The sequence below is a fragment of the Lactobacillus sp. OTU4228 genome (assembly GCF_001006945.1).
GTDB classification, from domain to species: domain Bacteria; phylum Bacillota; class Bacilli; order Lactobacillales; family Lactobacillaceae; genus Lactobacillus; species Lactobacillus amylovorus.
This window is the reverse complement of record NZ_CDLD01000014.1, coordinates 110156-135322: the sequence shown is the minus strand read 5'-3', so window position 1 is coordinate 135322 and position 25167 is coordinate 110156. Positions and strand designations below refer to the sequence as shown.

At 38.2% G+C, this 25167-nt stretch carries 23 protein-coding genes and 4 pseudogenes; 7 read left to right on the top strand and 20 right to left on the bottom strand.

What is annotated here, in order from left to right; translation table 11 throughout:
• Positions 1–265 precede the first annotated feature (265 nt).
• Genes dtd through prmA form a run of 4 tightly spaced genes read right to left on the bottom strand, consistent with a single transcriptional unit; the run spans position 266 to position 4320 of the window.
• Positions 266–703 carry a D-aminoacyl-tRNA deacylase gene (gene dtd, locus BN1206_RS04225; protein WP_052542945.1) on the bottom strand — a complete coding sequence of 146 codons (438 nt, stop codon included), beginning with the start codon at positions 701–703 and terminating at the stop codon, positions 266–268.
• Positions 703–2943: a RelA/SpoT family protein gene (locus tag BN1206_RS04220; RefSeq protein ID WP_052542944.1), complete on the bottom strand. Its 2241-nt coding sequence runs from the start codon at positions 2941–2943 to the stop codon at positions 703–705. The genes dtd and BN1206_RS04220 overlap by 1 nt, the downstream gene beginning before the upstream one ends.
• Before the next feature lie 14 nt (positions 2944–2957).
• A complete protein-coding gene (locus tag BN1206_RS04215) occupies positions 2958–3320 on the bottom strand; it encodes a hypothetical protein (RefSeq protein WP_013437742.1) in 363 nt (120 codons plus the stop codon).
• 55 nt (positions 3321–3375) lie between these two features.
• Positions 3376–4320 (bottom strand): 50S ribosomal protein L11 methyltransferase, encoded by a 945-nt coding sequence (prmA, locus tag BN1206_RS04210; protein WP_022087047.1) that lies wholly within the window; start codon positions 4318–4320, stop codon positions 3376–3378.
• Positions 4321–4382: 62 nt separating this feature from the next.
• Between prmA and ybaK the strand changes: the two genes are divergently transcribed.
• The gene (ybaK, locus tag BN1206_RS04205; RefSeq protein ID WP_013437740.1) at positions 4383–4892 is read left to right on the top strand and encodes a Cys-tRNA(Pro) deacylase; all 510 of its coding nucleotides are present in this window, start codon (positions 4383–4385) and stop codon (positions 4890–4892) included.
• Positions 4893–5323: 431 nt separating this feature from the next.
• The gene (locus BN1206_RS04200) at positions 5324–5785 is read left to right on the top strand and encodes a hypothetical protein (protein WP_022087179.1); all 462 of its coding nucleotides are present in this window, start codon (positions 5324–5326) and stop codon (positions 5783–5785) included.
• Between the two features lie 93 nt (positions 5786–5878).
• Here the strand turns inward: BN1206_RS04200 and BN1206_RS04195 are convergent, their stop codons facing one another.
• On the bottom strand, positions 5879–7225 hold the full coding sequence (locus tag BN1206_RS04195) for a threonine/serine exporter family protein (RefSeq protein ID WP_013641808.1): 1347 nt from the start codon (positions 7223–7225) through the stop codon (positions 5879–5881).
• A gap of 188 nt (positions 7226–7413) precedes the next feature.
• On the opposite strand from BN1206_RS04195, the gene BN1206_RS04190 reads away from it, so the two are divergent.
• Together BN1206_RS04190 and BN1206_RS04185 are read left to right on the top strand one after the other, a co-directional pair.
• Positions 7414–8352 carry a sugar-binding transcriptional regulator gene (locus tag BN1206_RS04190; RefSeq protein WP_052542943.1) on the top strand — a complete coding sequence of 313 codons (939 nt, stop codon included), beginning with the start codon at positions 7414–7416 and terminating at the stop codon, positions 8350–8352.
• A 15-nt stretch (positions 8353–8367) separates the two neighbouring features.
• Positions 8368–8700, top strand: a complete 333-nt coding sequence (locus BN1206_RS04185; RefSeq protein WP_013437736.1) for a hypothetical protein — start codon at positions 8368–8370, stop codon at positions 8698–8700.
• 284 nt (positions 8701–8984) lie between these two features.
• Here the strand turns inward: BN1206_RS04185 and BN1206_RS04180 are convergent, their stop codons facing one another.
• Together BN1206_RS04180 and BN1206_RS04175 are read right to left on the bottom strand one after the other, a co-directional pair.
• A complete protein-coding gene (locus tag BN1206_RS04180; RefSeq protein ID WP_013641804.1) occupies positions 8985–9365 on the bottom strand; it encodes a DUF1828 domain-containing protein in 381 nt (126 codons plus the stop codon).
• 3 nt (positions 9366–9368) lie between these two features.
• Positions 9369–10638: pseudogene (locus BN1206_RS04175) on the bottom strand (FAD:protein FMN transferase).
• 193 nt (positions 10639–10831) lie between these two features.
• Between BN1206_RS04175 and BN1206_RS04170 the strand changes: the two are divergent.
• Genes BN1206_RS04170 through BN1206_RS04160 form a run of 3 tightly spaced genes read left to right on the top strand, consistent with a single transcriptional unit; the run spans position 10832 to position 13936 of the window.
• A complete protein-coding gene (locus BN1206_RS04170; RefSeq protein WP_013641803.1) occupies positions 10832–11389 on the top strand; it encodes an ECF-type riboflavin transporter substrate-binding protein in 558 nt (185 codons plus the stop codon).
• Positions 11390–11400: 11 nt separating this feature from the next.
• A complete protein-coding gene (locus BN1206_RS04165; RefSeq protein ID WP_052542942.1) occupies positions 11401–13101 on the top strand; it encodes an ABC transporter ATP-binding protein in 1701 nt (566 codons plus the stop codon).
• A gap of 1 nt (position 13102) precedes the next feature.
• Complete coding sequence (locus BN1206_RS04160) at positions 13103–13936, top strand: energy-coupling factor transporter transmembrane component T family protein (protein WP_013641801.1); 834 nt, start codon at positions 13103–13105, stop codon at positions 13934–13936.
• A 21-nt stretch (positions 13937–13957) separates the two neighbouring features.
• Here the strand turns inward: BN1206_RS04160 and BN1206_RS09860 are convergent, their stop codons facing one another.
• The 13 genes and pseudogenes from BN1206_RS09860 to BN1206_RS04095 form a co-directional block, all read right to left on the bottom strand.
• On the bottom strand, positions 13958–14122 hold the full coding sequence (locus BN1206_RS09860; protein WP_013437729.1) for a hypothetical protein: 165 nt from the start codon (positions 14120–14122) through the stop codon (positions 13958–13960).
• Between the two features lie 31 nt (positions 14123–14153).
• Positions 14154–14609 (bottom strand): DUF441 domain-containing protein, encoded by a 456-nt coding sequence (locus BN1206_RS04155; RefSeq protein ID WP_013641800.1) that lies wholly within the window; start codon positions 14607–14609, stop codon positions 14154–14156.
• 222 nt (positions 14610–14831) lie between these two features.
• On the bottom strand, positions 14832–15023 hold the full coding sequence (locus tag BN1206_RS04150) for an LPXTG cell wall anchor domain-containing protein (RefSeq protein ID WP_013641799.1): 192 nt from the start codon (positions 15021–15023) through the stop codon (positions 14832–14834).
• A gap of 56 nt (positions 15024–15079) precedes the next feature.
• Positions 15080–15526: pseudogene (locus BN1206_RS04145) on the bottom strand (collagen-binding domain-containing protein); the annotation flags it as partial.
• A gap of 173 nt (positions 15527–15699) precedes the next feature.
• A pseudogene (locus BN1206_RS10015) lies at positions 15700–16080 on the bottom strand ([citrate (pro-3S)-lyase] ligase); the annotation flags it as partial.
• 97 nt (positions 16081–16177) lie between these two features.
• The gene (locus BN1206_RS04135) at positions 16178–16960 is read right to left on the bottom strand and encodes an alpha/beta fold hydrolase (protein WP_052542941.1); all 783 of its coding nucleotides are present in this window, start codon (positions 16958–16960) and stop codon (positions 16178–16180) included.
• A gap of 59 nt (positions 16961–17019) precedes the next feature.
• Positions 17020–17730 (bottom strand): annotated as a pseudogene (locus BN1206_RS04125) (anion permease).
• Between the two features lie 218 nt (positions 17731–17948).
• A complete protein-coding gene (locus BN1206_RS04120; protein ID WP_013437722.1) occupies positions 17949–19265 on the bottom strand; it encodes a C1 family peptidase in 1317 nt (438 codons plus the stop codon).
• A 125-nt stretch (positions 19266–19390) separates the two neighbouring features.
• Positions 19391–20317, bottom strand: a complete 927-nt coding sequence (locus BN1206_RS04115; protein WP_013437721.1) for an L-lactate dehydrogenase — start codon at positions 20315–20317, stop codon at positions 19391–19393.
• 163 nt (positions 20318–20480) lie between these two features.
• Positions 20481–21857: a flavocytochrome c gene (locus tag BN1206_RS04110; RefSeq protein WP_013437720.1), complete on the bottom strand. Its 1377-nt coding sequence runs from the start codon at positions 21855–21857 to the stop codon at positions 20481–20483.
• 11 nt (positions 21858–21868) lie between these two features.
• Entirely contained in the window at positions 21869–23272 is a 1404-nt protein-coding gene (locus BN1206_RS04105; protein WP_013641795.1) for a class II fumarate hydratase, read from the bottom strand.
• Positions 23273–23402: 130 nt separating this feature from the next.
• Complete coding sequence (locus BN1206_RS04100; protein ID WP_013437718.1) at positions 23403–24104, bottom strand: methionine ABC transporter permease; 702 nt, start codon at positions 24102–24104, stop codon at positions 23403–23405.
• Positions 24097–25158, bottom strand: a complete 1062-nt coding sequence (locus BN1206_RS04095; protein ID WP_013437717.1) for a methionine ABC transporter ATP-binding protein — start codon at positions 25156–25158, stop codon at positions 24097–24099. Before BN1206_RS04095 ends, BN1206_RS04100 begins: the two co-directional genes overlap by 8 nt.
• Positions 25159–25167: the final 9 nt, after the last annotated feature.

The following is a 25167-nucleotide window of genomic DNA, read 5'->3' as shown; positions in this document are numbered from 1 at the left end:
CTTTATTAATAAAAAAAGCGCCCTTGAACTAAAATCAAGGGCGCTTAAATTAGCACGGTACCACCTTTTTGGTTGCTGCGATTAACGCTCGCCAGACGATCCATTATCTGTTAAAGGTGTCACAGACCGCGATCTATCTGCTCTCTCACCACAATGAGCAGTCTCTTTAAATAGATCTTTGCTAATCTTCATTCTTTGTCATCGATAATTCTTTTTTAGCTTATATTTTTATTGTATTAAAGTCAACCTTTGAAAGCGATTTTCTCTAAAGATCTAACACAATTGTGAATGGACCATCGTTTTCTAAGCTAACTTGCATTTCGGCGCCGAATTCACCAGTCTCAACATGGAAGCCATCTTGCTCAAGCTCATGATTGAAATCTTCCCAAAGTTCTTTGGACTTTGGTGGACGCATTGCTTCAACAAAACTAGGGCGATTACCCTTCTTAGTATTAGCAAGCAAAGTAAATTGACTAACGCTCAAAATTTCACCATGTACATCTTTTAAAGACAAGTTAGTTTTACCATCTTCATCTTCAAAAATACGCATTTTGGCAACCTTATCGGCTGCCTTTTTGACTACGGGAAGTTCATCCCCTTCTTTAATACCAACTAGTAGCAAAAATCCTTTGCCAATCTTGCCAACTGTCTCGCCAGCAATATCGACTTGCGCATGATTGACTCTTTGAATTACAACTCGCATTAATTATCTGACCTCTTTGTTTCATAAACATCTGGAATATCACGCAATTTGCTCAAGATTTCATCAAGCTGGTTAGCATTCTTAACCGCAACTGTGACATAAATATGAGCAATATTGTCTTCGTTAACCTTACCAGAAATATTATTGATGTTCTTGGTAAGTGAGTTCAACTTGTTAATGACGTCGCTAAGCAAGTTTGAACGGTTGTAGCCAAAGATTTCGATGTTGGCATTGAATGATTGAACACTGTTTTCTTCAACATTCTCCCATTCAACATCAATCAAACGCCCTTGTTCTTCAGCTTCCTTGGTAATGTTGCGGCAATCGGTACGGTGAATAGTAACACCACGGCCCTTAGTAACATAACCGATAATCTTATCACCAGGAACTGGGTTACAGCACTTAGCCAAGTGAAGCATTAAGTCACTGACGCCTTGAATCATGACGCCATTCTTATGCTTAACCTTCATGACAGAATTTGAATTCTTCTTTGGCTGCTCTTCTTGAACAGATTGCTGACCAGAATTCAAAATCTTCTCTTCGAGTTCCTTTTGCTTTTGTTTCTCGTCTTCACGACGCAAGTCAACGGTCAAACGGTTAACAACGGCTTGAGCTGACAAATCGCCAAAACCAACTGCGGCATACAATTCTTCTTCAGTATGGTAATTGAAGTGGTCCAATAATCTTTCAATGTGCTCTTTATCCATGAAGTCTTTAGGAGCAAGTCCTTCTTCACGAATCATATTGGCTACCATTTGTTCACCGTGAGTGATGCTTTCTTCACGGTCTTGTCCTCTGAAGTAGCGACGAATCTTGTTGCGTGCTCTTGAGGTCTTAACCATGTCGGCCCAGTCACGAGATGGTGTGGCATTAGTTTGCGTCATAATTTCAATGACGTCACCATTTCTCAACTTGTAGTCAAGTGGCACCAACTTATTGTTAACCTTGGCACCAACTGCATGACTTCCTACTTGGGTATGAATTGCGTACGCAAAGTCCAAAGTTACAGAGCCCTTTGGCAATTCGTAAACTTCGCCCTTTGGCGTGAAGACGTAAACACGGTCAGAGAAGATATCACTCTTAACTGACTTCATAAATTCGCCGGCGTCCTTGGTTTCATCCTTCAATTCAAGGATTTCACGAACCATGTCTAGCTTTTCACCTGATGAAGTAGCTTCAACCCCATTGAAGTTGCCACGCTTATATGCCCAGTGGGCAGCAACACCGTATTCAGCAACTTGGTGCATAGCTTCAGTTCTGATTTGAATTTCAAGTGGACGACCGCCGGGTCCAATGATGGTAGTGTGAAGTGATTGATAGCCGTTTACCTTTGGCATAGCAATGTAGTCCTTGAAACGTCCTGGCATTGGCTTCCATTCGGTATGAACGGCACCCAAAACTGCGTAACAATCACGGACATTTTTAACAATTACACGAACAGCCAGCAAGTCATAGATTTCATCGAAGTCCTTGTGCTTATTCACCATCTTCTTGTAGATGGAGTAAATATGCTTTGGACGACCGTAAATTTCGTACTTGATGCCTAATTCATCTAAAGTTTTCTTAAGCGTTTTGATCGTATCAGCAATGTACTTTTCACGTTGACTTCTCTTAACATCCATCAAGTTAACAATACGGTAGTAAGCTTCAGGATTTAAGTAGTGGAAACTCATATCTTCCAGCTCCCACTTGATCGTCCCGATACCTAAACGATCGGCCAGCGGAGCATAAATATCCATGGTTTCTGAAGCAATTCTGCGTTGTTTGTCTGGACGCAGGTGCTGCAATGTGTGCATGTTGTGCAAGCGGTCAGCCAATTTAACCATGATTACCCGCAGGTCCTTAGCCATCGCAATCAACATTTTACGGTGATTTTCAGCCAAAAATTCTTGGTGTGACTTATATTCGTACTTGTTTAACTTGGTTACGCCATCAACAATAAAAGCAACGTCTTCGCCAAATTTTTCTTTCAATTCATCATTGGTTACTGGCGTGTCTTCAACAGTATCGTGCAAAAATCCTGCAGCCACTGTATCTGGATCAAGGCCTAAGGTTGCAAGCGTTCCGGCAACTTGTGTAGGGTGAATAATATAAGGTTGGCCAGATGCCCTTTTTTGTCCAGCATGAGCTTTATTGGCAAACTCATATGCTTTCTCTACAAAAGCTACTTGCTTATCATTCATATATTTTTTGCAGGCATCAATTACCTGATCATGAGTCATTTCAACATATTTGGACATTAAGGTCATCCCCTCTAACGGTAAATATTTTTATTCAGTAGTCCGAAGAGTTCGATTATTAGATAAATCAAACCAAACATTAAATTATACAGAGCAAATTTTGGCAAAATCGCTAAATCGAACACGACTGGCATCAATATTAACCACCATCTGCTTAAGTTCAAACGACTGATTAAACTGCCTAAATGATAGGCAATCACGCCATTAATGATGAAAAACAGCAAACCAACTCTAAAAACTATTGGCAAACGGCATATACTGAAAATGTATGGCAAAATTGCCACCAAAATACTCCACCAGACAAGCGGCATCCATGCATGGGCATTTAACTTCTTGATTACTGAAATTTCTTTTATCTTATCCCCAATTTTTTTCATTAAAAATTTGTGCCTCTCATCAAAGTTTAATTTAATTGATAATATTTTACCACGTTTATTTTTCTTTTCTAGTAATAGCTAACCCAATCCAGCGACCTTGTCTCATGGTCAAGTCAATTTTAAAACCATTCTCATCTAAGGCTTTTTCAATCTTAGGCAATTGTAAGTAATCAATACCTGAGAAGATGATTTGACCACCATCATTTAAGTGAGCATCCATTTGTGGAATTAAGTCGAGCAAGATTTCAGCTAAAATGTTAGCTACAATAATATCGAATTTACCCTTAACATCAGCAAGCAAACTAGTCTTTTGTACGCGAATGTTGGTTAAATCATTCAAAGCTGAGTTTTGTTTAGCTGCAGTCATTGATTCATCTGAAATATCGGTAGCTAAAACATCGGTTGCGCCAAGCTTGGAAGCAGCAATAGCCAAAATACCAGAACCAGTACCTACATCAACTACGCTCATTGGCTTAATCATGGCACGTTCAAGTCCCATCATAGCTAGTTGCGTAGTTTTGTGGTTACCTGTACCAAAGGCAAGACCTGGATCAAGCTTGATCAATTGTTGATCGCTAAAGGCAGGCTTGTAGTCTTCCCATTCAGGTACAATAGCCAAGTGTCTTGAAAAGTCGATTACGTGGTAATACTTTTGCCAAGCAGTGTTCCAGTCTTGATCCTTGATATAAGAAGTAGTGATCTTACCTTCACCGATGTTTAAGCCATAACCTGCAAGTTCCTTGAGCTTAGCTTGGAATTTCCTAACAAGTTCATCTTTATCAGCTTCTTCATCAAAGTAGGCATAGAAATAGGTGTCCTTAGGCAAATCTTTGATGTCGTCCATCTCAACGACAGTCGAATCATGAAGCCAACCGGCTTGTTCAAAATCGCTGCGCTTTCTTGATTCAATGCCGAGTGCATTTAAGTCGTCTTGAGCATAAACGCCTAAAGCATCTTCTACTTCATGACTTGTGTCAATTTTAATAATAAGTAACTTCATTAATATATAAACTCCTTTGGGATTTTCTTTGAGCAATGCTATCATGGTTAAAGGTGATAAATATGTCAAAGAAGAAAAATAAAAAGAATAAACTTGAGAAAACATTAGTCGAAAAAATATTAGACCAACATAAGGTCAAGTATCGTCAAGCCGAATTTGCGGTCACCAAAGATAAAGGTGGAGTTGCGCAAATGGACACCTCTATTCTAAGGGACAAAGAGCAATTCGTCTACAAGACCTTGGTATGTGAAGGAAATAAAACCGGCCCACTTGTCGGAGTTGTACCAGTTACTGAACATTTAAGCATGAAAAAACTTGCTAAGGTTTCTGGAAATAAGAAATGTGAAATGCTTCCTTTAAAGAAACTAGAAAAGACAACGGGTTACGTTCACGGTGCTAATACTCCTATTGGTATTCACTTTACGCACCACTTCCCTATCTATCTAGATAACACAATGAAGGAAACAGACGAAGTTGGTGTTTCAAGTGGCAAACTTGGACGCAGTGTTTTCTTAAATCCAGAAGACTTGGCCAAAGTTACAGAAGCTAAGTTTGCTGATCTGCTTGAATAAAAACGCTTACAATTTATTCAGCCATTGGACGATTTTTATGTTACACTTAATTTATACCACATTTATAGAAGTAACATATATAGAGGAAGATGACTGAAATGAATATTTTATTGGGTATCATTGGTTTTACAGTTGCAATGATTGCCACTTTCGTGGTAACCGCATTAGCAATCGCAAAATAAACAACGACTAAAATAATATTTATATTTAAAAAGGAGTAATTTTATATTGCTCCTTTTTTATGTACTTATATAAAATTGCTGTTATTTTATATTATTAAATGAAATCCCTACCAATCTGTAATCATAGCTATAGCTATGCCCATATACTTCTATAAGATTTTTTGTATTTTTTGTGTAACTTTGTTATTTAAGAATGTTATTGTAAAGGTGTTATAAAAAATCTTAATTCCCAAGAAAGGTTTAAATATTATGGAACATAAAAATGATTTAGATTTTAATGCCAAACTTTACGGTAAAAAATTTGGTTTTCGTAAATTGTCAGCTGGCCTAGCTGCAGTAGTACTTATTACTACATTTTTCTTAAGCAATAGTCACCTTGTTCACGCAGACGAAAATAATGCATCTCAGCAAACTACTGAAGTTAAAGAAAATGCTCAAACAGTAGATTCCGATCAACAAAATATTTATAGTTACTTAACTACTCATCCAGATGAACAAACAGCTTTTGAGGATTATCTAAAAGCTCATTCAAATTCATCTGGCTTCTCTGTTGATCAATCAAGTGACGGTTCTTTTCATTTTCCTTCTAATGGTCAAAATGACACTTCTTATAGTAGACACGCCTACTTCATTCAAGTTGACGCCGCGGTTGAAAATCCCAGAAATTCACCAGTAATGAACTCGCTGCATCTGCGCAATTTCAATCGCTGAAGGAGTAAGATTTTCTTGACTAGTAATAAAATAATGCATTTCTCTTTCCTCATTTAGCAAAAAAGGACGAGCCACATGGTTCGTCCTTAAATATTAATCTGCATGTCTCCACTTCTTGTCAGTCAAGATACGAGCAGCAAGAAGTCCTAAAGGCAAAGCAATCACGATCATTAATGCTTCAGTAATCCAGAAGGCACCAATGTTAATGTTGGTAATCCCAAAATTGAATACTGCACGATACATGTATAGTCCTGGAACCATAATTACGATTGATGGAACCGTAATCGCAATTCTTGGAAAACCAACCTTTTGTCGTACAACACTTGCCAAAAGTCCAGCCAGTAGCGCACCGATAAAGGCTGCCAAAGCTGGAGCCATGTAAGCGTAGTCGACTAAACTCAAACGAAGCGTATTAGCCATCGCACCAATAATCGCTGCTGTTGCCGCCATATTTGGTCGACTGTTGAACATAATCGAGAAGCCGAATACCCCACAAAAGCTGGCAATCAAACGCAAGAATGTTAACATGCCTGGATCGATCTTAAGCTTAAGCATAGAACCTGGATGGAGATTCAAAACAGTAGCTACCGCCCAACCAGCCATGGTCGCAATCGTAATGATCAAAATTGCATAAGTAAGTCGTTCAAGTCCTGAACGCATATCCAGTTTGGACATGTCGAGTCCTGACGTAATGAATGGGAATCCCGGAATAACAAACAGCATGGCGCCAATATAACCATAGGCATGGTGGTGATCCAAGTGAAAGAGTAGCGTACCTAAATTGAAGCAGGCAAAGTAAACTACGCAGGCTACCGCAACTGCAACTGCAATTTTGGCTACCAAAGTGATTTTCCGTTTACCCATAAGTGAACGGACATAGTTACCGACTCCCGCGCCAAAAAAGGCACAAATAACTTCTGGCAAGCCGCCACCTAACAAGAAAATAAATCCAGCACAAGCAAGACCAGAACTTAACCCAGCAATCACAGAAGAATAAGCCGACTTTTGATTTGCAATTTCACGCAAACGTTTATGAATTTGACCAATAGTCCATTGTCCATCACCAGCTTCGAATTGGCGGACAAATTTCTCCAACTCATTCAACTTGGTCATATTTACACCAGTAGCTGGCAAAGACAAGGTTTGCGAGTATGATTCATTATCAACGTCAAAGCAAGTATATTCAATCGATACCAAACCAATATCCGTTGAACAAGTGATGCCGAGCGTTCTTGCGATTGTGTCCATTGAATCACGCACACGCCAAGCTCCTGTACCGCAGCTTAAAAGCATGATGCCAACTCTACCTACAATCGAAGCTTTTTCAACTAGGGTTGCATCTTGGGCCAGTGTATCATCATCACTCTTGAAGAACTCTTCCCATAGAATTTTCATATGGTGCTTTTCAGATAAATGATGTTCTTGTTCCTTTTCATTCATTGGTATGATTACTTTCCTCTATCCTTGATTTTTAGCAAAATTATAGCTCTTTTATTCTACCACAGGATTTTTATCAAGTCCGGCATAAAATTTTATATTTTTAAAAATAAGTACTCCTTTTTTATTACTTTAAACTTATAATATTTTTTAGAGAGTAAGACAAATAGACATAAAGGAAGAAATTTAAAGTGGCACAATTAACAGATGAACAATTAGCCGATATTGCTCATGATTTTTATTTAAGCAAATTAAACATTGGCGAGATTTCACAAAAATACAATTTATCACGCTACTTAATTACTAAGGCGCTGGATGATGCCGAAATGCGCGGTATTGTTAAAATTCAAATTACCCAAGGCGTCAAACGCAATCAGTTATTAGAGCGCGAATTTCAGAAGAAATTTGGTTTAAAAGAAGTCTTCATCTTGCACTGCTATGAAGATAAGGAAGACGATGGCGAAGCAGTAATCAACTTTGCCTCTAAGCAAATTGAAAACTACTTGCAAAATACTAAAATTGCCGGTGTCAGCTGGGGTTCAACTATGCGCGGAGTAATCAATGATTTTTCTGAAGAAACCTTAACTAAGCTTTACTTTGTTCAACTGTTGGGTCAACCAATTAACGCTAACCGTCGTAAGAATCCTTTGGCTCAAGAAGCCGCTGACAGTTTGCATGCACATAGTTTGAATCTGCCTGCACCACTATATGTCATTAATCCTAAGATCATTCCTATTTTAAGAACTGAACCATACTTCAAGATAATTGAAAACTGCTACCATGATCTTGAATTGTTGTTTACTGGCTTAGGAAACTTTGATTCTTTCAGAACTAACCAATTCTTACTTACTAACTACGGACCAAAATTATTTAAAGATATCCCTCAAGATAAAGTGGCAGGCATGATAATGGGCCGTCCTTACGATATCAATGGCAACTTCTTTCCTTACATTGAAAAGCATATCTGTGGTATTTCAATGAAGGATATCATGAAAACACCAATTCGTTTTTGCGTTGTAAGCAATCGCTTTAAGTCAGAGGCCTTGCTTGGAGCACTTCGTAGCGGTATTATCACTCACTTGGTAATCAACGATGCTATCGCAGAGCGAGTACTGCAACATGAAGACTAATTTTTGGAGGAAAAAATGAAAAAAACTAAATTCGACCTATGGATCGGGGCCATTAACCTGTTTAACTGCCTCTTATTCATCGCTTCATGGTTCGCTATTTTCGGCGCAAGTTTCACCACTAGAATGGCGATGTTCTACTACCTATTTGCTTGGGCCGGCGTAATTATTAATGCTATTGCCGTTGTTCAAGCACATAATTTAAAAATTTCCATGATTGGACCAATATTAGGCGTGGTTGGTAATGCTCTTTATGGCTTTACCGCTGTCCTGGCTTTGCCTGCCGTAATCATCAATATTATTTCTGCTTTCTTTATTTTTATGCAACACGATAATAAGAAAAAAGCTTAAAAAATACCGCAACAAAAGTTGCGGCTTTTCTTAAGTTTTTTATTGTAAGCGGTTTACAATGACGGTGAGGTGATATATAAGGAGTTTTGAACTGAATTTTGTATTCCAGATGTAGAAAGCATGATGAACTTAGGTGAGACTGTTGCTAATTTTGATTTAAATGGGCAAAAGCCGGATGATGTTAATGTAGAAAGGATCCCTGCTAATGATTAATGATGTCAGAAGAAAACTGAAGATAAAAATACATCCCTGAACTACTAAAACTGGAGTTTAGGGATGTATTTTTAGCCTAAATATGAAATCGCTACTTGTAATTGTGCTAATTTTATCGCAGCTTGAGCAACATTTTTGCGATCAACATCGACATAAATTTCAAAGTGCTCATCGTCAAATTGATAACCTGATCCTAAAGCAATTTCTCTTGCCGTATCATTTAGTTCTCCGTCTTCATCATTAGGGTCAAGCTTGAATAAAATCCGACCGCCGTCACTAACACGACAATGATCTTCTGCTTCGTCTACCCATACATAAACCGTATCACCATAAGCATCAATCATCATTGTGGCAATTTGCATCGTATGATCATCTACCCAAATAACATTGGTATTTGCAGCTACATAATCACCGATTTCTCTGCTTAATGCCTTTGTCTCTTCTTGTTTCATTTTTCACCTCGTCTTGATCTGAGCTAACTTGTAGCCTGAATCCTTAAACAGCTTGAATTTATTCTTCAAACCACTAGTTACATAAACTTTCTTATCCTTAGTGATAAAAATTGCGTTGGTACCCCTCTTTTGTTCAATGTACTGGTAGCCTTTTTCCAGTCCTTTATCAAAGGTAGCAGTTGAAAGTGCATCCCCATCAACCAAATTCTTGGTCACAATAGAAACGCCCATCAAATTATTTTGGAAAGGATAACCAGTCTTAGGATCCATCAAATGACTATAAACGGTCTTGCCGACCTTCAAGTAACGTTCATAAATACCTGAGGTAACAATTGTCTTATTCATTTCTGGGATAGAACCAATAGCGGTACCACGACTCTTCTTAGGATCCTGAATACCGACCGTCCAATTACTGTGGTTAGTTGGTGAAGGACCTAATACATATACATTACCACCTAGATCAATAATTGCACTTGTTACACCATCTTTAACCAAAACTTTTTTAACTTGGTCGGTAATATAGCCCTTGGCAATTCCGCTTAGGTCTAGTTTCATATTCTTTTTAGTTAAATAAACGGTGCATTTTGCATCATTGAACTTAACATTACGATAGTTAACTAGTGGCAAGCGAGCATCAATTTGCTTTTACGTTGGCTTATGGGCATCTGGAAAACCGATCCGCCATAAACTAGTAATTGGCCCAATTGCCATGTCAAAGGATTCATCCGAATTTTGACTGTAGTAATATGCTTTCTTGCATAAATCATAAACATCAGCGGAAACTTTGACCGGCTTCAGCAATAATCTTATCAACTTCACTGCCCTTTTGGTTAATAGTGATCTCATCGGCTAGCTTTTTAATACGATCCAAACCATCATCTAGCGCTGCACTCTTATTCTTGTTATTAACCTTGATCGTACAAACAGTACCCATCAAAAATTGCGTATCTTCAGTCGGCTTAGTGGTTAGGTTAATTGTACTTTTTTTAGTAATTCCTGCAATAGCTTGGAAGACAACCCAAACAATGTAGAAGTAAAATACATAAACTAAGCCAGCGATATTGAGTTGCTTCGAAGCAAACCAGTACCATTGGTTGTCTTGTGAACTATAAATCCAGTATAAAATACCCAATGCAATTAAGCCTAAAGCATTGATAATGGCAAAGATCCATAAGTTGCCGTTCTCATGCTTTGCTAGGTAGATTAATGACCAAACTAATGACCAAGCACATGCTGCAACTACAACACACCAATAAAACACCGTTGCGAACATTCTTCTAACCCTTTTTCATTCATATAGTTCTGTTTTAACACAATGTGAAAAGTGTAACTTATTTTATTATAAATTATTCTAAAATATTCAAATTAAATAACTTTTATGTGAATAATCTGAAAAAGCATCCCGCCTTGACAGTAACCGCTTTCTAATTATACCTTTTAACTATACTAATTTTTTGGAGAAATTTATGAAAACTAGAGGCTTATCAGTTAAAAACGTTGTAGCGATCGGAATTGGTTCGGCTATCTATGTCATTTTAGCCCGTTTTACTTCAATTCCTACGCCTATTCCTAACACCAATATTGAGCTCGTCTTCCCTTTTCTTGCCCTACTTGCGGCAATCTATGGCGCTAAAGTTGGCTTTGCAGTAGGTTTTATTGGTCATGCTTTATCTGACTTTATTATGTATGGACAAACTTGGTGGAGCTGGGTTCTAGCCACAGGAATCTTCGGTTTGATAATTGGGCTTTCCAGAAAGCCATTGGATCTTAAAAACGGCATTTTTGGTTTTAAACAAATTATTTTCTTTAATATCGTGCAAATTCTGGCTAACGCTATCGCCTGGATTGCTGTTGCACCAGTCGGCGATATTCTGATTTACAGTGAACCTGCCAATAAGGTATTCGTGCAGGGCATCAGTGCAACGATCTCTAACGGAATTACTATCATGATTGTGGGTACACTGCTACTTAAAGCATACGCGGGAACCAAAATCAAAAAAGGCAGTTTGCGCAAAGAAGATTAGAAAGGCGTTTTATGACCCAACCAATTATCTCATTCAAGAATTTTACATTTAAATATGATAGTCAGGCATTTCCAACGCTGAAAAATATTAACTTAGATATTAATAAAGGCGAAAAGATTCTCATTGCCGGACCATCAGGTAGTGGTAAATCAACGATTGGTCGCTGTCTTAACGGCTTGATTCCTAATATCGATACAGGTGATATCGAAGGTGAATGCCTGGTTGACGGTAAAAATATCCAGAATACTAATTTATTCGATTTATCTTTTACTACTTCAACTATTTTACAAGATACTGACAGTCAGTTTATTGGATTAACCGTTGGGGAGGACATTGCTTTTGCTTTGGAAAATGACTGCAAGCCGCAAAACAAGATTCGTCAAACGGTACATCGCTGGGCTGATGAGCTTAATATTTCGCACTTATTAAAACAATCACCCCAGAATTTATCAGGCGGGCAAAAACAAATTGTGGCTTTAGCAGGTGTCTTAATTGATGAATCACCTATTCTGCTTTTTGATGAGCCATTAGCCAACCTGGATCCTGCTTCTGGCGTTAAAACAATGGCCTTAATTGATCAAATTCAAAAGGAATTAAATGCCACGGTAATCATCATCGAACACCGCGTTGAAGAAGTGATGCGTCAATCACTTGATCGTATTATTTTAATTAATGATGGTGAAATCGTTGCTGATAAAAAGCCGAATGATCTTTTACACGAAAACAGATTAGAAGACATTGGCGTTAGAAGTCCGCTTTATTTAAAGGCGTTGGAAAAAGCCAATATTAATATTGCCAACATCCCTGACTTAACTTCCGTCGCAGCTTTGCCCGATGAACCCGAAATCGCTCATCAATTGCAAGACTGGGTTAATCACAGCATACTGGAAGGTGAAAAAAAAGAGACTACTCCTTTGCTTGAATTAAAAGGCGTTGGTCACCGCTACAACAAATTGCAGGTTAATCCATTGCACGATGTCACAGCTACCATCAACAAAGGCGACTTTGTTTCAATCGTTGGTCAAAATGGTGCTGGTAAAACTACCCTTTGCCGTATTATCTGTGGCTTCATCTCAAACGAAGGACGCGTTCTTTTTAACGGTGATGACTTAGCCTCACTCTCAATCAAAGAACGTTCAGAAAAAATTGGCTACGTCATGCAAGATCCTAATCAAATGATCTCCCAAAAGATGATCTTTGACGAAGTCGCATTGGGTTTACGTTTGCGCAACTATAATAAGGAAGCAATCACAGAAAAAGTCTATCATGCGCTAAAGATTTGTGGCCTCTACCCTTACCGTAACTGGCCTATTTCTGCTTTAAGTTTCGGTCAAAAAAAGCGTGTGACAATTGCTGCAATTCTGGTGCTTGAACCTGATCTGCTTATCTTGGATGAACCAACTGCAGGACAAGATTGGAAGACTTACACTGAGATCATGAGCTTCTTAAATCAACTTAATGAGCAAGGCAAAACGATCATGATTATCACTCACGACATGTACCTCATGATGGAATACACCAATCGCTCACTTGCTTTTGCGGATGGTGAATTAATTGCAGATACTCTGCCAATCAAGCTTTTAACTGAAAAGAGCTTAATCAGAAAGGCAGCTTTAAAGCGAACCAGCTTATATGATTTAGCTAAAAAATATCAGTTAAGGGATCCTGACGCATTCGTTCGCTCATACATCAATTCAGAAAGGAACAAGTAATATGCATGATGAAAGTCAAATACTAGGCTATCAACCAGGGAGTGGTTTTATCTATCAGCTAAATGCCACGACCAAGTTAGTTTTCATGTTGCTAGTTTCGGCAGCTTGTATGATTACTTACGATACCCGTTTTCTAGTTGCGATTGGTATTCTCTCGATCTATCTTTTTAAGGAAGCAAACATCAAATGGCGCCAAATTTCTTTTATCGTTAAATTTATCGTTGCTTTCATGATTTTGAATTTGCTCTTTGTTTACCTTTTCCAACCAACTTATGGTGAAAATATCTATCATTCAAAGAGTATCTTGATTCATGCTGGTTACTTTACATTGACCATTCAAGAAGTTTTCTACCTATTTAATTTATTCTTGAAATACGTCTGCTCAATTCCAGTCGTGCTGCTTTTCTTGCTCACAACGAATCCAAGTCAATTTGCGGCAAGTTTAAATCGCATCGGTATCAGCTATAAGATTTCTTATGCCGTAGCATTGGCATTGCGCTACATCCCTGATATTCAAAATTCTTATTGGTCCATCTCGGCCGCACAACAGGCACGTGGTGTTGAACTATCTAAGAAAGCTAAATTATCTAAACGAATCAAGGGCACATTAAACATTGTCATGCCACTAATCTTCACTAGTTTGGATCGAATCGATACAATCAGTACGGCAATGCAACTCAGACGATTTGGTTCCAAGAAAAAGCGTACTTGGTATGTTGCAGAATCATTTAAAAAAGATGATTTTTGGGTAATGGGATTAGCCGTTGTACTAGTTTTACTTGTCGTACTTCTTTGGCAACTTGATCACGGCCGCTTCTATAATCCATTTGTATAATTAAAAAGGATCGCTATCAATTTAGCGATCCTTTTTATGATGTTTCTTCTTTTTATCGTCGTCTTCTAAGGTAACGATCTCTGGCTTTTTAGGTATTGGCGGTGTAATTACTTCATAATTGCGCAAACGTCGTTCTAGATAATCGTCTAGTTCTTTACCTATATTTTCGTGAACAATTATTGTCATTTAGTCCACCTTCTTTTTTCTAATTATACATCTAAAAGTGCAGATTAAATAAGGTGATCACTAGATATGTCATACCGCTGGCAATTACGGGGCCAGCTGCCACGCCTTTGAAGACCACCACACCGATGATCGTACCGAGCACTAAGGCAACGGTCACTTGTGGTACGGCGGCTAATTGGTCAACGCCATATCTAGATAAAATAGCGACTAAGATACCTGCTAAAACTGCGATCCATCCTGCTGGTGTTTTAAAAGTTTTGATTAGGTCTTTAAAACCAATCTGTCCGGTAGCAATAGGGATTAAGATTGCGACTGAGATGACAGTCACGCCCCAGTTGATTCCTTTTGCTTGAATTGTTGGCAGCCATTTACTGGTAAAAGGTAGTAATTTGAATAGCATCACAACCCCTGTCGCAATAATCAATGACATATTTTTTCCAACTAATGCTACTACTAAAATTAAGGCTAAAAATAGCCAACTCTCCATCTACTTTTCCCCCTCAAAAATACTTATTTTCTTACTTTAACAAAAAATTGTTTTCAAGACAAAATAAGTGAAATCTAATTCCAAATATGCAATAATAAAAATACGCAAGGAATGAATATTGTATACGCAAATATAGTCCACGGAAACGTGGACTTTTTTGTTTGTAAAAGAAAAAGCCCGATTGCTCGGACTTTTTGGGACATAAGTTTATTAAGGATTAATTTATTCTTTCTTGGCTTGATCGAAGAAGCCGATCATTATTGATACAGCGCCTAAGACCAAACCAAGTAAAGTAACATGATTTTGCTTTTGTCCAGTTTGTGGAAGTGTAGTTGCCACCTTTTTATTTACTTTTTTAACTTGAGGAGTGACTACCTTTTTTACTGAGATATGTTTGATAACTGGTTTATCCACCTTAACTGCGGTTGTAGCAGTCTTGGCTTTTTTAACTGTTTTTGTCTTTTTATCGGTCAGTACTGCTTTGCCAAAATGGCGTTTTGCTTGAGGTTGAAAGAATACTTCCTCATTATTGTTGGTCGCTGGAGCTTGGCTAACTGTACCTGCATCAGGTAAATGAGTTTTGACTTGGGGTTCACCAAATTGAGGTGTTTCCGGCTCGTCTGAATCTTTAGAGCTGGTGGGAAGAAGTTAGGTTGTTCAGGATCAGAATTTGGTGTTGGTTTAGGTTGGAGCTCTGGTTCAGGTTCTGGTTGGGGATTAGGAACAACTGGATAAGCTGGCATCATCCAATCCCAACGGTGATTTTCACTACCAATAGTAACTTCTTTAGCTACTATGTTACCATCTACATTAAATCCAGTATCAAATACAGCATTTGGAGCTAAAATACTTCCCATGAAATGACCATTAGCAATTTTCAATTCTTGTAAATTGCTACCAAAATTCCATAAAATACGATTGGAATATTTATGATATTCTTATGAATCGATTTTTTCATTACCATAATATAAATCCATATTGGCAGCAGACGATAATGAAGTCAGATTTTCATTTTTTCCAACATTAATAATAATCAATGGAGATTCTTTAGTATCTGTTAGGCCATGAAATGTTATTGTACCGGAAGTCAATGTTTATGACCTAGCGTGAACGGATTAGCATTCATCACAATCGCAGCTATCTTCTTATTAGCTTGATCGTCAATCTTGGGCAAGTCATGCAAGTAGTCTTGGATATCAGGCGTACCATTTTCAAGAAAGGCTGCCTCGTCAGTTTTCGCCAAGAGATTGAAGTGCAAGTGTTCAAAGCTTGCCGCATACTTTGCTTTCGTAAAAAAAAGGAATGGAAAGTCTTTTCTTGGGTTAGGTAATTCATCAAATTGGTGACTACCTTGTTCAAGCATTATTGTTTTTAACACCGATATACTTCAAAACATTGCCACTAACACTACCAGTTCCCACTTTTTTCTAGTCGAGGAGTCGTTTAAAAATAAATCAACGACTTTGTCCATAAACATGCCACCTTACTAAGCATTAATAACAAGTAATTATTTTCACAAATTCAGTGTACTCCCAAATTTTAATTATTTTAATTTAATCACTAAATTTTTAATTTTTCAAAAAATCAGCGATGATCTCATGTGTTTTTTCAGGTTGTTCTGCCTGTGGTAAGTGACCACATTCAGGAATTAGAGCAGTTTCTACCTGATCATTTAAGAATTTAACCGCCTTAATGAAATCAGGATTGAAATATGGCGATTTAGCCCCAGCAATTACAAGAAGTGGCACAGGCATATCCATGACCACGTCGCGCCAATCTTGCTCAGCATGTTCAACTAAGCATTTATAGTTTTCTTCCGGATCATAAGGAAATTCTTGATATTCCTTCTTAGCTGCTTCAAACATTTCGTCATCAATATGGTGATAAAAAGCCTTGCCAAAATCTAGCTTTAACATTTCAGGATAGTTATCCCAATTTAGATCTTTAAAACCATACTTCCAATTCTTGTCGGCGATCATCTTTGGTGATTGATCCAAGTCAACCATTGCCTTGAGTCTACCCTTGCCATAGATGGATAAATAAGCCCAGATGTTGGCGGCACCCATGGAGTTGCCAATTGCAACAACATCATGCAAGTCTAGTTTAACTAGTAATTCTTCTAGATCTGCGGCATGACGACTAATGCGTTGTCCGCGATAAGTACGTTCAGATTTTCCTTGGTTTCTTGGATCCAGCATAATGAAGCGATAATCCTTCTTAAATAAGTTAATTAAATCGCGCCACATCTGACTAGAACCACCGATTCCTGGGATTCCGAGCAAAACTGGCTTATCTTTTTCACCAGTATCACTGTAATGTAAAGTTACATTATCATTTGTTTTAAATTCCATTTTTCCTTACTTTCTATTACACAAAAAGGCAACCCGGTTCTCCCAGATTGACTTTACTTTTAACAGACACCAATAACTTTCATCCATAAAGTACCAACAATACCAAAGATCAAGATGTAGACGATACCTAAAACAAAGTTCATCTTCCACCATTCATTTTGTTTGACATAGCCCGTCGTAGCCAAAATAGAAGCTGGACCGTTAGCATAGTGCGTGGTTGATGCGTTGATTGCGCCAGTGAATGCCAAAAGCATTAGAAATTGATTCAACTACTAGCCAAGTAACACACCAGTACGAGCACTATTTGATGGAATCAAAGCACCCATAATCAATTCCAAACCAGTAATCGCATAACCGATACCAATTGATTTTTTACAAAAACGTTTAATCATGAGGTATGCGACACGGTTACCTAAACCAGTCTTGCTAATACCGTGAGCCATGATAAAGGCCATCGCAATTAACCGGGCAGCTGAGTTACCGAATGAACTCAAAATACCAGTTTGAACGACAACACCTTTTGAGTTAACCCCGTCTTTAACTGGAGCAATTCCAACCAAGACAGTTACAACCATCCCTAAAAGCGTGGTACTACCAATTGGGAGCGGCTTTGTTATACATCCCACAATAGTCGCTACGAAAATAGCAAACATTTCCCATGCTTGAGGAGTTAATCCACTAGGCCGCCACGGAGTGATCAGCCACAACACAATCCCCATTACTAAAGGCCAAATAAAGCCTTTGTAGTTTACTCTTTCTAGATATTTCATTTTTTCTTCCCCTGCTTAGCTTTAATAAACTAAATTTTAAAAATGAATGTTTTCACATAGTATTATATACTTTTTATTCGAAATTTAAGCATTTTTAAATAAATATCGATTTTTTAGTATTTTATAAAAATATATTAACTTGTGAAATTAATTCATAAATAACTTGTTATTTTTATAAGCAAAAGAAAAAAGCTTAGTAAAAACTAGGCTTTGAGCTATTAACCAATGTTGTCCCATGGCTTTAGGTCGATTGCTGGACCTTCTGCCAATTTAACTTGTTCATCAGTCAAAAATTCTTTTCTAACTACGACATCGTAAACATAATCTTCAAACCATGGTTGGCTCATTTCGTAGAAGCCCTTGTGACCATATTTATCGCCCCAAGAGTTTTCAACCTTCCACTTGCGAATGTGGCCGTGATCTTCATCAACGCCGACTAAGGTCATATCGTGAGTAGCAAAGCCTTCGCCAGTCGCTAAACGATCAGCCTTGCTCATCTTGGTATCAACACCAAATAATTTATCGGTTTGGTAAAGTTCGGTATCAAGATAACCAGTCTTTCTTTCCATTTGCTTCAAAACGTCGTTACCAAAGATTACGGCATCCCCAGACTTAAGTTGTGCTACAGCAGCTTGAGCCAAATATTCAATTGGCACATTCAAAAACTTAATTTGATCACCGCCATCAACATTGTCATAAAGTGGCATATGGTAAAGCTTGTTAAATTCGTGGTTAGGACAGTTTGATAAAACTACATAATCATCAAACTTAAAATCCTTGAAATACTTTTGTACGAATTCACGTGGAGTTAAGTCTCTTTCCAAGTGATATTTCTTGTCGTCATCGCGGTATTCCAAGTCAAACTTCTTTGGTGGTTCGCCTAAGGCAACAGATACCATGCGGTAAACTTCATTCAAAAAGTGCTTCTTAGCCTTTTCAAGTTCATCTTGTGAACTGCCTTCACTCACTAATTTACGTAAAGCAATAGCATCTTTTCTTTCCTTACGTGCTAAAGAATCGATCAAACCAGTAGTATTGTTGGAGTTAAAACTTTCAGGCATTGCGTATGAAGGTACAACACCATATTTTTTAACTAGGTTGATGGCCATGCTCCAAAGGCCGCCGTCTTCACCAGCAAAAGCTAACCATGATTGCACTTCGCGGTCGTTAAGTGGCTTATCAGCCAAACGGATCATTGCATTATAAAAGGCATTTGCGCGTTCAATCTTATCCCAGAAAAAGTTATAAGCTTGTGAGAAAGTGAAATCTTTTACTTTGTTTTGCTTGCCAAAGTAATGACGCAAAACATTCAATGTGGCAAATTCCCAGCAACGACCAGAATGCTTTTGGTCAGTTACGCCACCTACATCAAGTTCAGTTGAAAAAACATGGTTTAAACGTTCTGAAACGCGATCGTTAAAGGATGCTTCAAGTAATCCGCTACGACGAGCAGCACGTGAAGCAACTTGATTTTTGCTATTAGTATTGAAATCGGCAGAAAAGTCTGCGATCTCTTGATCAGAAATAACTGTCATATCCTACCTCGTTAGTCTCTAATTTCTTATTAATTCTTTAATCATAATAATACCTTCTTTTGTATTATCTAGCAAGCAAAAAAAGGCGCTCAATGAACGCCTTTTTCTTAATATATCTATATCAATTAAAGTTCAATACCTGATAAAACTTCTTGCATTTTATCAGCTGAGTTGAGCATCTTAGCCTTTTCAGCATCTGAAAGCTTGGTTTCGATTACTTGTTCAATACCTTCACCGTTGATAACAGTTGGAGTACCTAAGTACAAGTCGTGCTTAATGCCATATTCGCCGTTAATTGGTGCTGATAATGGCAAGCAGATTGAACGGTTGTCCAAGATGGCACTAACGATTTGGGTAAGCATCATTGCAACACCATAGAATGTAGCACCCTTGTTAGCGATGATCTTGCCGCCCTTCTTGCGGACGTCAGTTTCAATTTCACTTAAAACATTGTCATTAATTTCTGCATAGTCGCGAAGCGGCTTGCCATCAACAGTTGATTCATCAAAGTTTTCAAAACTAGTATCACCATGTTCACCAAGAACCATTGAGTTAACCTTGGCAACTGGAACATTAAGCTTCTTAGCAAGTTCAACGCGAAGACGCATTGAATCAAGTGAAGTACCAGTACCAATTACACGGCTCTTAGGGAAGCCTGATAACTTTTGAGTTAAAGTAGTTAAGATATCTACTGGGTTTGCGGAAACAACGAATACACCCTTAAATCCTGATTCAACAACGGGTTCTACAATGCTCTTCAAAATCTTAACGTTCTTAGCAACCAAATCAAGTCTAGTTTCACCAGGTTTTCTAGGAACACCAGCAGTAATTACACAAACGTCAGCATCTTTAGCATCACTGTATTCAGCTGGGTGGATGTTGGTTTGACCCATAAACGGAGTGATATCTTCAAGGTCCATTGAGTCACCAACTGGACGATCCTTAGCTACATCGCAAATTGCCAATTCATCAACAGTAGCGTTTTGCAATAAGTCATTTGCAAAAGTTGAACCTACGGCACCATCACCAACAAGAAATACTTTTCTACTCATAAGTTATATTAGTCCTTTCATAAACGTAATTTTCTACATATTCCATTATACACTAAGCGCTTACATTAGACACTATTTATTAATTAATCACGTTAATATTGTGCTTTTCTTAACAAATATATTGAAAAAAAGACAACTCTCATTGTCTCTTTTTCGGTTAGATTTATTTGTGTTCTCTAGCGTATTTAGCCATTTGAATACCAGCTTGGCGACCAAAGATAACCGTTTCAGCAACTGAGTTACCACCAATACGGTTGTTGCCGTGAAGTCCGCCAGAAACTTCACCAGCTGCATAAAGACCTTTAATTACGTTACCGTTGGTATCCAATACTTGAGTTTCGGTGTTAATATGAATTCCGCCCATAGTGTAGTGAATAGCTGGGTGAATGTGAATAGCGTAGTATGGTCCACGGTTTAATTCACGATCCATACCAGTAGTTCTGCCAAATTCCTTATCCTTGTGGTTTTCAACGGCCTTGTTCCACTCATCTACTGTGGCAGCTAAGTTTTCTGGATCAACATCAATTTCCTTAGCTAAGTCAGCCAAAGTGCTGCCCTCCTTAACCAAGCCAATGTGGTCATAAAATTCTACAGCTGCAAAATGAGCACGAACACCTGAATCGAAGACCAAGTATGCACCGTCTTCGTTTAAACCAGTAATCGCACTTGAAACAATTTTACGGGTGTTTAATTCGTTAACAAAACGCTTGCCGGCCTTGTTAACCAAAATAGCACCTTCACCACGTAAACCTTCACCGATTAAGTAAACGTGTGGGTTATCAGTATCTGCAGTTGGGTGAACTTGAATAAAGTTCATTTGCATCAATTGCGCACCAATTTCTTTAGCAAGCTTAATCCCATCGCCAGTAGCACCTGGTTGGTTGGTAGTCTTGTAGTCAACTAAATCTGGACGATACTTCTTGATGATTTCTTTAGAAGCGCCAAAGCCACCAGTAGCAAGCAAAACTGCCTTAGCCTTAATTGTTTTAACGCCTTTATCAGTTTCAACTTCTACGCCGTTAACATTGCCATTCTTGTCTTGCAACAATTTAGTTACTTTAGCACCAGTAAAGATATCTACACCGGCCTTTTTAACTTGGTTAGTTAAACGTGACGTCAAATAAAAGCCAACTGGTTCCATTGAACCTGGACGGTGAGCTCTCTTTACGCTCATCCCACCGGTAATGGTTAAATCAGTCAAACGAACGCCATATTTCATTAACCAGCTAATTGCAATAGCGGAGTGGTTAACAAAGTACTTAAGCATTGCACGGTCGTTTAATAAACCGCCACCTTTTAAAGTTTCTTCGTAAAAGTCACGGTTGTTGTCAATGATTCCTTCATCAAGTTGAACCAATGATTCAGATGCGTTCATACCACTAGAAGCACGACTAGTGTTACCACCAGTTTTACCGTTCTTTTCCAAAATAACAACATTCAAACCAAGTTCACGAGCTTGAAGTGCTGCTGTTAAACCAGTACCACCTGAACCAACAATTATTGCATCATATTTATTTTTTAATTCTTTATTATTTGGCATAATATCCCCTATTATTCTTCTGGAGTGGATTGATCAACATTAGTCATCTTCATGTAATCCATCCATTTATCATATTGTTCTTCTGTAACTTTACCACTCTTTAAGGCAGCTTCCTTCAAGGTAGTGCCTTCTTTATCAGCAGTTTGAGCAATTTTGGCAGCTGCATGATAACCAATATGTGGTGACAATGCGGTAACTGTCATAAGTGAATTTTCAAGCAATTCATCCATACGCTCTTCGTTAACAGTTAAGCCATGTATCATTTTATCAGCAAAACCAGTAATTGTACCAGTCAAAATGTCACATGAATCAAGAAATGCTGCAATGATTACAGTCTTAAAGACATTCATTTCGAAGTTACCTTGGCTTGAAGCAAAAGTAATTGTTGTATCATTACCGAATACCTTAGCAGCAGCCATAGTTACGGCTTCTGCCTGAGTTGGGTTAACCTTACCTGGCATAATGCTTGAACCTGGTTCATTAGCTGGAATATTTAATTCGTGATAACCGGCACGAGGACCTGAAGCAAGCATACGAACATCTTGAGCAATCTTAAACATATCAGCAGCCAAGGTCTTAAGTGCGCCATGAACAACATCAAGACCTGAGTGGTGAGCTAAGCCCCAGAACTTGTTGGTTTTAACCTTGAATTCATGACCATATACTTCTGATAATTTACCAGCAATCTTTTCAGTCATGCCTGGTGCAGCGTTAAGTCCGGTACCTACAGCAGTACCACCGATAGCCAATTCATAAAGAGTTGGCTTCAATTCTTGAATGTATGAAAGATCATGTTTCAATGCGGAAATGTAGCCAGATAATTCTTGACCAAAAGTAAGTGGAGTTGCATCTTGCAAGTGAGTACGACCAACTTTAACAGTCTTCCAGTACTTCTTTTCCTTAACTACTAATTCATCAATCAAATGCTTGATAGCAGGTTCAAGCTTGTCTAAGGCTTCAACAGCAACGATATTCATAGTAGTTGGATAAGTATCATTAGATGATTGACCACGGTTAACATCATCGTTAGGCAAAATACCTAAACCTGGGTGAAGCTTGTTGGCCAAGTTAGCCACTACTTCGTTAACGTTCATGTTACTTTGAGTACCTGAACCAGTTTGAAGTACGTGTAATGGGAAGTCTTTTCTTAAATCTGTATCATTAAGTGCTAAAAGATGATCAATTGCATCTTCAATTGCTTCACCTTTTTCCTTAGGTTCATCCCCAACTTCCACATTTGATTCGGCAGCAGCCTTCTTCAAATGCAAAAAGGCACGGATGATTTGTAAAGGCATTAACTCACCGCTTGGGAAGTTATTGCGACTTCTTTCTGTTTGTGGACCCCACAAAGCATCCTTAGGAATTTTTACAGGACCGATGGTGTCGCTTTCAATACGATAGTTTTCTTCGCTCATTATTTTTCCTCCTTACATAAGCATAAGGTTTTTGTTAGTTTTCAATCACCTTTTATGATACCTGTAAAGGCTTTCTTTTTCAATTAAAGAAAAAAGATCTAGGATAGCCTAGATCTCATCTTAAAAATTTCTACCTATTTTGATGGTTCATCTTTTTAGCAAAGAAGTCACCAACAATTTGTACAATAAAAATCAAAATAATTACTAAGACAGTAGCAACTAAGGTAACGTCATTGTTAAAACGGTTGTAACCATATGAAATAGCTGTGTTACCTAAACCACCGGCACCGATGGCACCAGCCATTGCAGTTAAACCAATCAATGAAATGATGGTTACTGTTGAAACGCGGATTAATTCTGAACGTGATTCACGTAAGTAAACATCAAAAATGATATCTGAAACAGTTGCGCCTAAACTTTGAGCAGCCTCTACTTTACCTGTATCAACACTTTCAAGGGCAACTTGTACCTGACGAGCGTAGAATGGGAAAACACCTAAAGTTAATGGAACTAAGGCTGCCTTCATCCCGATTTGAGTACCAACAATCTTTTGCGTAACAGGTGCAACAAAGGCAAGCAAGATTACAAATGGAATAGCTCTAAAAATTGAAACTATCTTATCGCAAACGTTATACCAGAACTTGTTTGGACGAATACCGTCTTCTTTGGTTACAACAAGCAAAACACCAAAAATAATTCCGAGAATGCCACCGAAGATTGTGGCCCAAAAAGTCATGAATAATGTTTGAAAGATACTAGTTCCCCAGCCAGCGTCTCCGCCCCAGCCGAGTTGTACGACATTTGGACAAACTTTTTCAAACCAACTAATCATCTAAATTCCCCTTTTCATCCAATCTAGTCAAAGTAACGTTTTGCTTCTCCAAGAATTCTCTAGCTTGCTTTTGCTTATCGGCATCCCCTTTAACCAAAACAACCAAAGTACCGATTGCTTCGCCATTTAACAGTTCCACGTTACCATAAAGCATTGAAACCTCTACTCCAATTTGACGGTAAAGTTCAATAATGATGGACTTAGTCACATTGGCAATGCTGTAAACCAGTTGATATACCTCTTCATTTGCTTCTAGCTTGCCAAGGTTCAAGGCCTCTAAAGTTTGAATAGCTTCAAGGCCACCACCAACAAAGCGTTTAGTCAATTCCTTCTTAGGATGCAAGAAGACTTGACGCAAATTGCCTTTTTCAATCATCTTACCGTGTTCCATTACAGCAACCTTATTACAGATCTTCTTAACGGCATCCATTTCGTGGGTGATTAAAACTACAGTCAAACCTAATTGCTTATTGAGTTGTTTCAATAGATCCAAAATTTGTTGTGTATTTTGTGGATCAAGCGCACTAGTAGCTTCATCAGAGATCAAGATATCGGGGTGGTTAGCCAAAGCACGAGCAATAGCTACTCTTTGTTGCTGACCACCTGATAATTCAACTGGATAAAAGTTAGCCTTATCTTTCAAATCAACTAAATCAAGCAATTCTAATGAACGTTTTTCTAATTCTTCATCGGAAAGTTTTGCGTGCTTTAATGCAAAAGCAACATTTTCTAAAACCGTTGTTTCATTTAATAGGTTGAAACCTTGGAAAATCATGCCGATTTTTCGACGTTCTAGTTGCAATTGTTTATTAGAAATAACTTGTTTGCCCTCTTTAACAAAATCGACATCGTTGACCTTGATATTACCCTTGCTAGGATGTTGCAGGAGGTTAATCGTTCTAACCAAGGTTGACTTACCGGCACCAGAGAAGCCGACAACTCCATAAATATCGCCTTTTTCAACGTGCAAAGTTACATCGCTAACTGCTTTGACAACTTTACCCTTTTTTTGAGGAAAATCTACATCAATATGATCTAATTGAATAATGCTCATTCTAACCCC

Bases quoted from the DNA above. Each gene is read 5' to 3' on its own strand.
- dtd (WP_052542945.1), bottom strand. From the start codon at position 703: ATGCGAGTTGTAATTCAAAGAGTCAATCATGCGCAAGTCGATATTGCT.
- BN1206_RS04220 (WP_052542944.1), bottom strand. From the start codon at position 2,943: ATGTCCAAATATGTTGAAATGACTCATGATCAGGTAATTGATGCCTGC.
- BN1206_RS04215 (WP_013437742.1), bottom strand. From the start codon at position 3,320: ATGAAAAAAATTGGGGATAAGATAAAAGAAATTTCAGTAATCAAGAAG.
- prmA (WP_022087047.1), bottom strand. From the start codon at position 4,320: ATGAAGTTACTTATTATTAAAATTGACACAAGTCATGAAGTAGAAGAT.
- ybaK (WP_013437740.1), top strand. From the start codon at position 4,383: ATGTCAAAGAAGAAAAATAAAAAGAATAAACTTGAGAAAACATTAGTC.
- BN1206_RS04200 (WP_022087179.1), top strand. From the start codon at position 5,324: ATGGAACATAAAAATGATTTAGATTTTAATGCCAAACTTTACGGTAAA.
- BN1206_RS04195 (WP_013641808.1), bottom strand. From the start codon at position 7,225: ATGAATGAAAAGGAACAAGAACATCATTTATCTGAAAAGCACCATATG.
- BN1206_RS04185 (WP_013437736.1), top strand. From the start codon at position 8,368: ATGAAAAAAACTAAATTCGACCTATGGATCGGGGCCATTAACCTGTTT.
- BN1206_RS04180 (WP_013641804.1), bottom strand. From the start codon at position 9,365: ATGAAACAAGAAGAGACAAAGGCATTAAGCAGAGAAATCGGTGATTAT.
- BN1206_RS04170 (WP_013641803.1), top strand. From the start codon at position 10,832: ATGAAAACTAGAGGCTTATCAGTTAAAAACGTTGTAGCGATCGGAATT.
- BN1206_RS04165 (WP_052542942.1), top strand. From the start codon at position 11,401: ATGACCCAACCAATTATCTCATTCAAGAATTTTACATTTAAATATGAT.
- BN1206_RS04160 (WP_013641801.1), top strand. From the start codon at position 13,103: ATGCATGATGAAAGTCAAATACTAGGCTATCAACCAGGGAGTGGTTTT.
- BN1206_RS09860 (WP_013437729.1), bottom strand. From the start codon at position 14,122: ATGACAATAATTGTTCACGAAAATATAGGTAAAGAACTAGACGATTAT.
- BN1206_RS04155 (WP_013641800.1), bottom strand. From the start codon at position 14,609: ATGGAGAGTTGGCTATTTTTAGCCTTAATTTTAGTAGTAGCATTAGTT.
- BN1206_RS04135 (WP_052542941.1), bottom strand. From the start codon at position 16,960: ATGGAATTTAAAACAAATGATAATGTAACTTTACATTACAGTGATACT.
- BN1206_RS04120 (WP_013437722.1), bottom strand. From the start codon at position 19,265: ATGACAGTTATTTCTGATCAAGAGATCGCAGACTTTTCTGCCGATTTC.
- BN1206_RS04115 (WP_013437721.1), bottom strand. From the start codon at position 20,317: ATGAGTAGAAAAGTATTTCTTGTTGGTGATGGTGCCGTAGGTTCAACT.
- BN1206_RS04110 (WP_013437720.1), bottom strand. From the start codon at position 21,857: ATGCCAAATAATAAAGAATTAAAAAATAAATATGATGCAATAATTGTT.
- BN1206_RS04105 (WP_013641795.1), bottom strand. From the start codon at position 23,272: ATGAGCGAAGAAAACTATCGTATTGAAAGCGACACCATCGGTCCTGTA.
- BN1206_RS04100 (WP_013437718.1), bottom strand. From the start codon at position 24,104: ATGATTAGTTGGTTTGAAAAAGTTTGTCCAAATGTCGTACAACTCGGC.
- BN1206_RS04095 (WP_013437717.1), bottom strand. From the start codon at position 25,158: ATGAGCATTATTCAATTAGATCATATTGATGTAGATTTTCCTCAAAAA.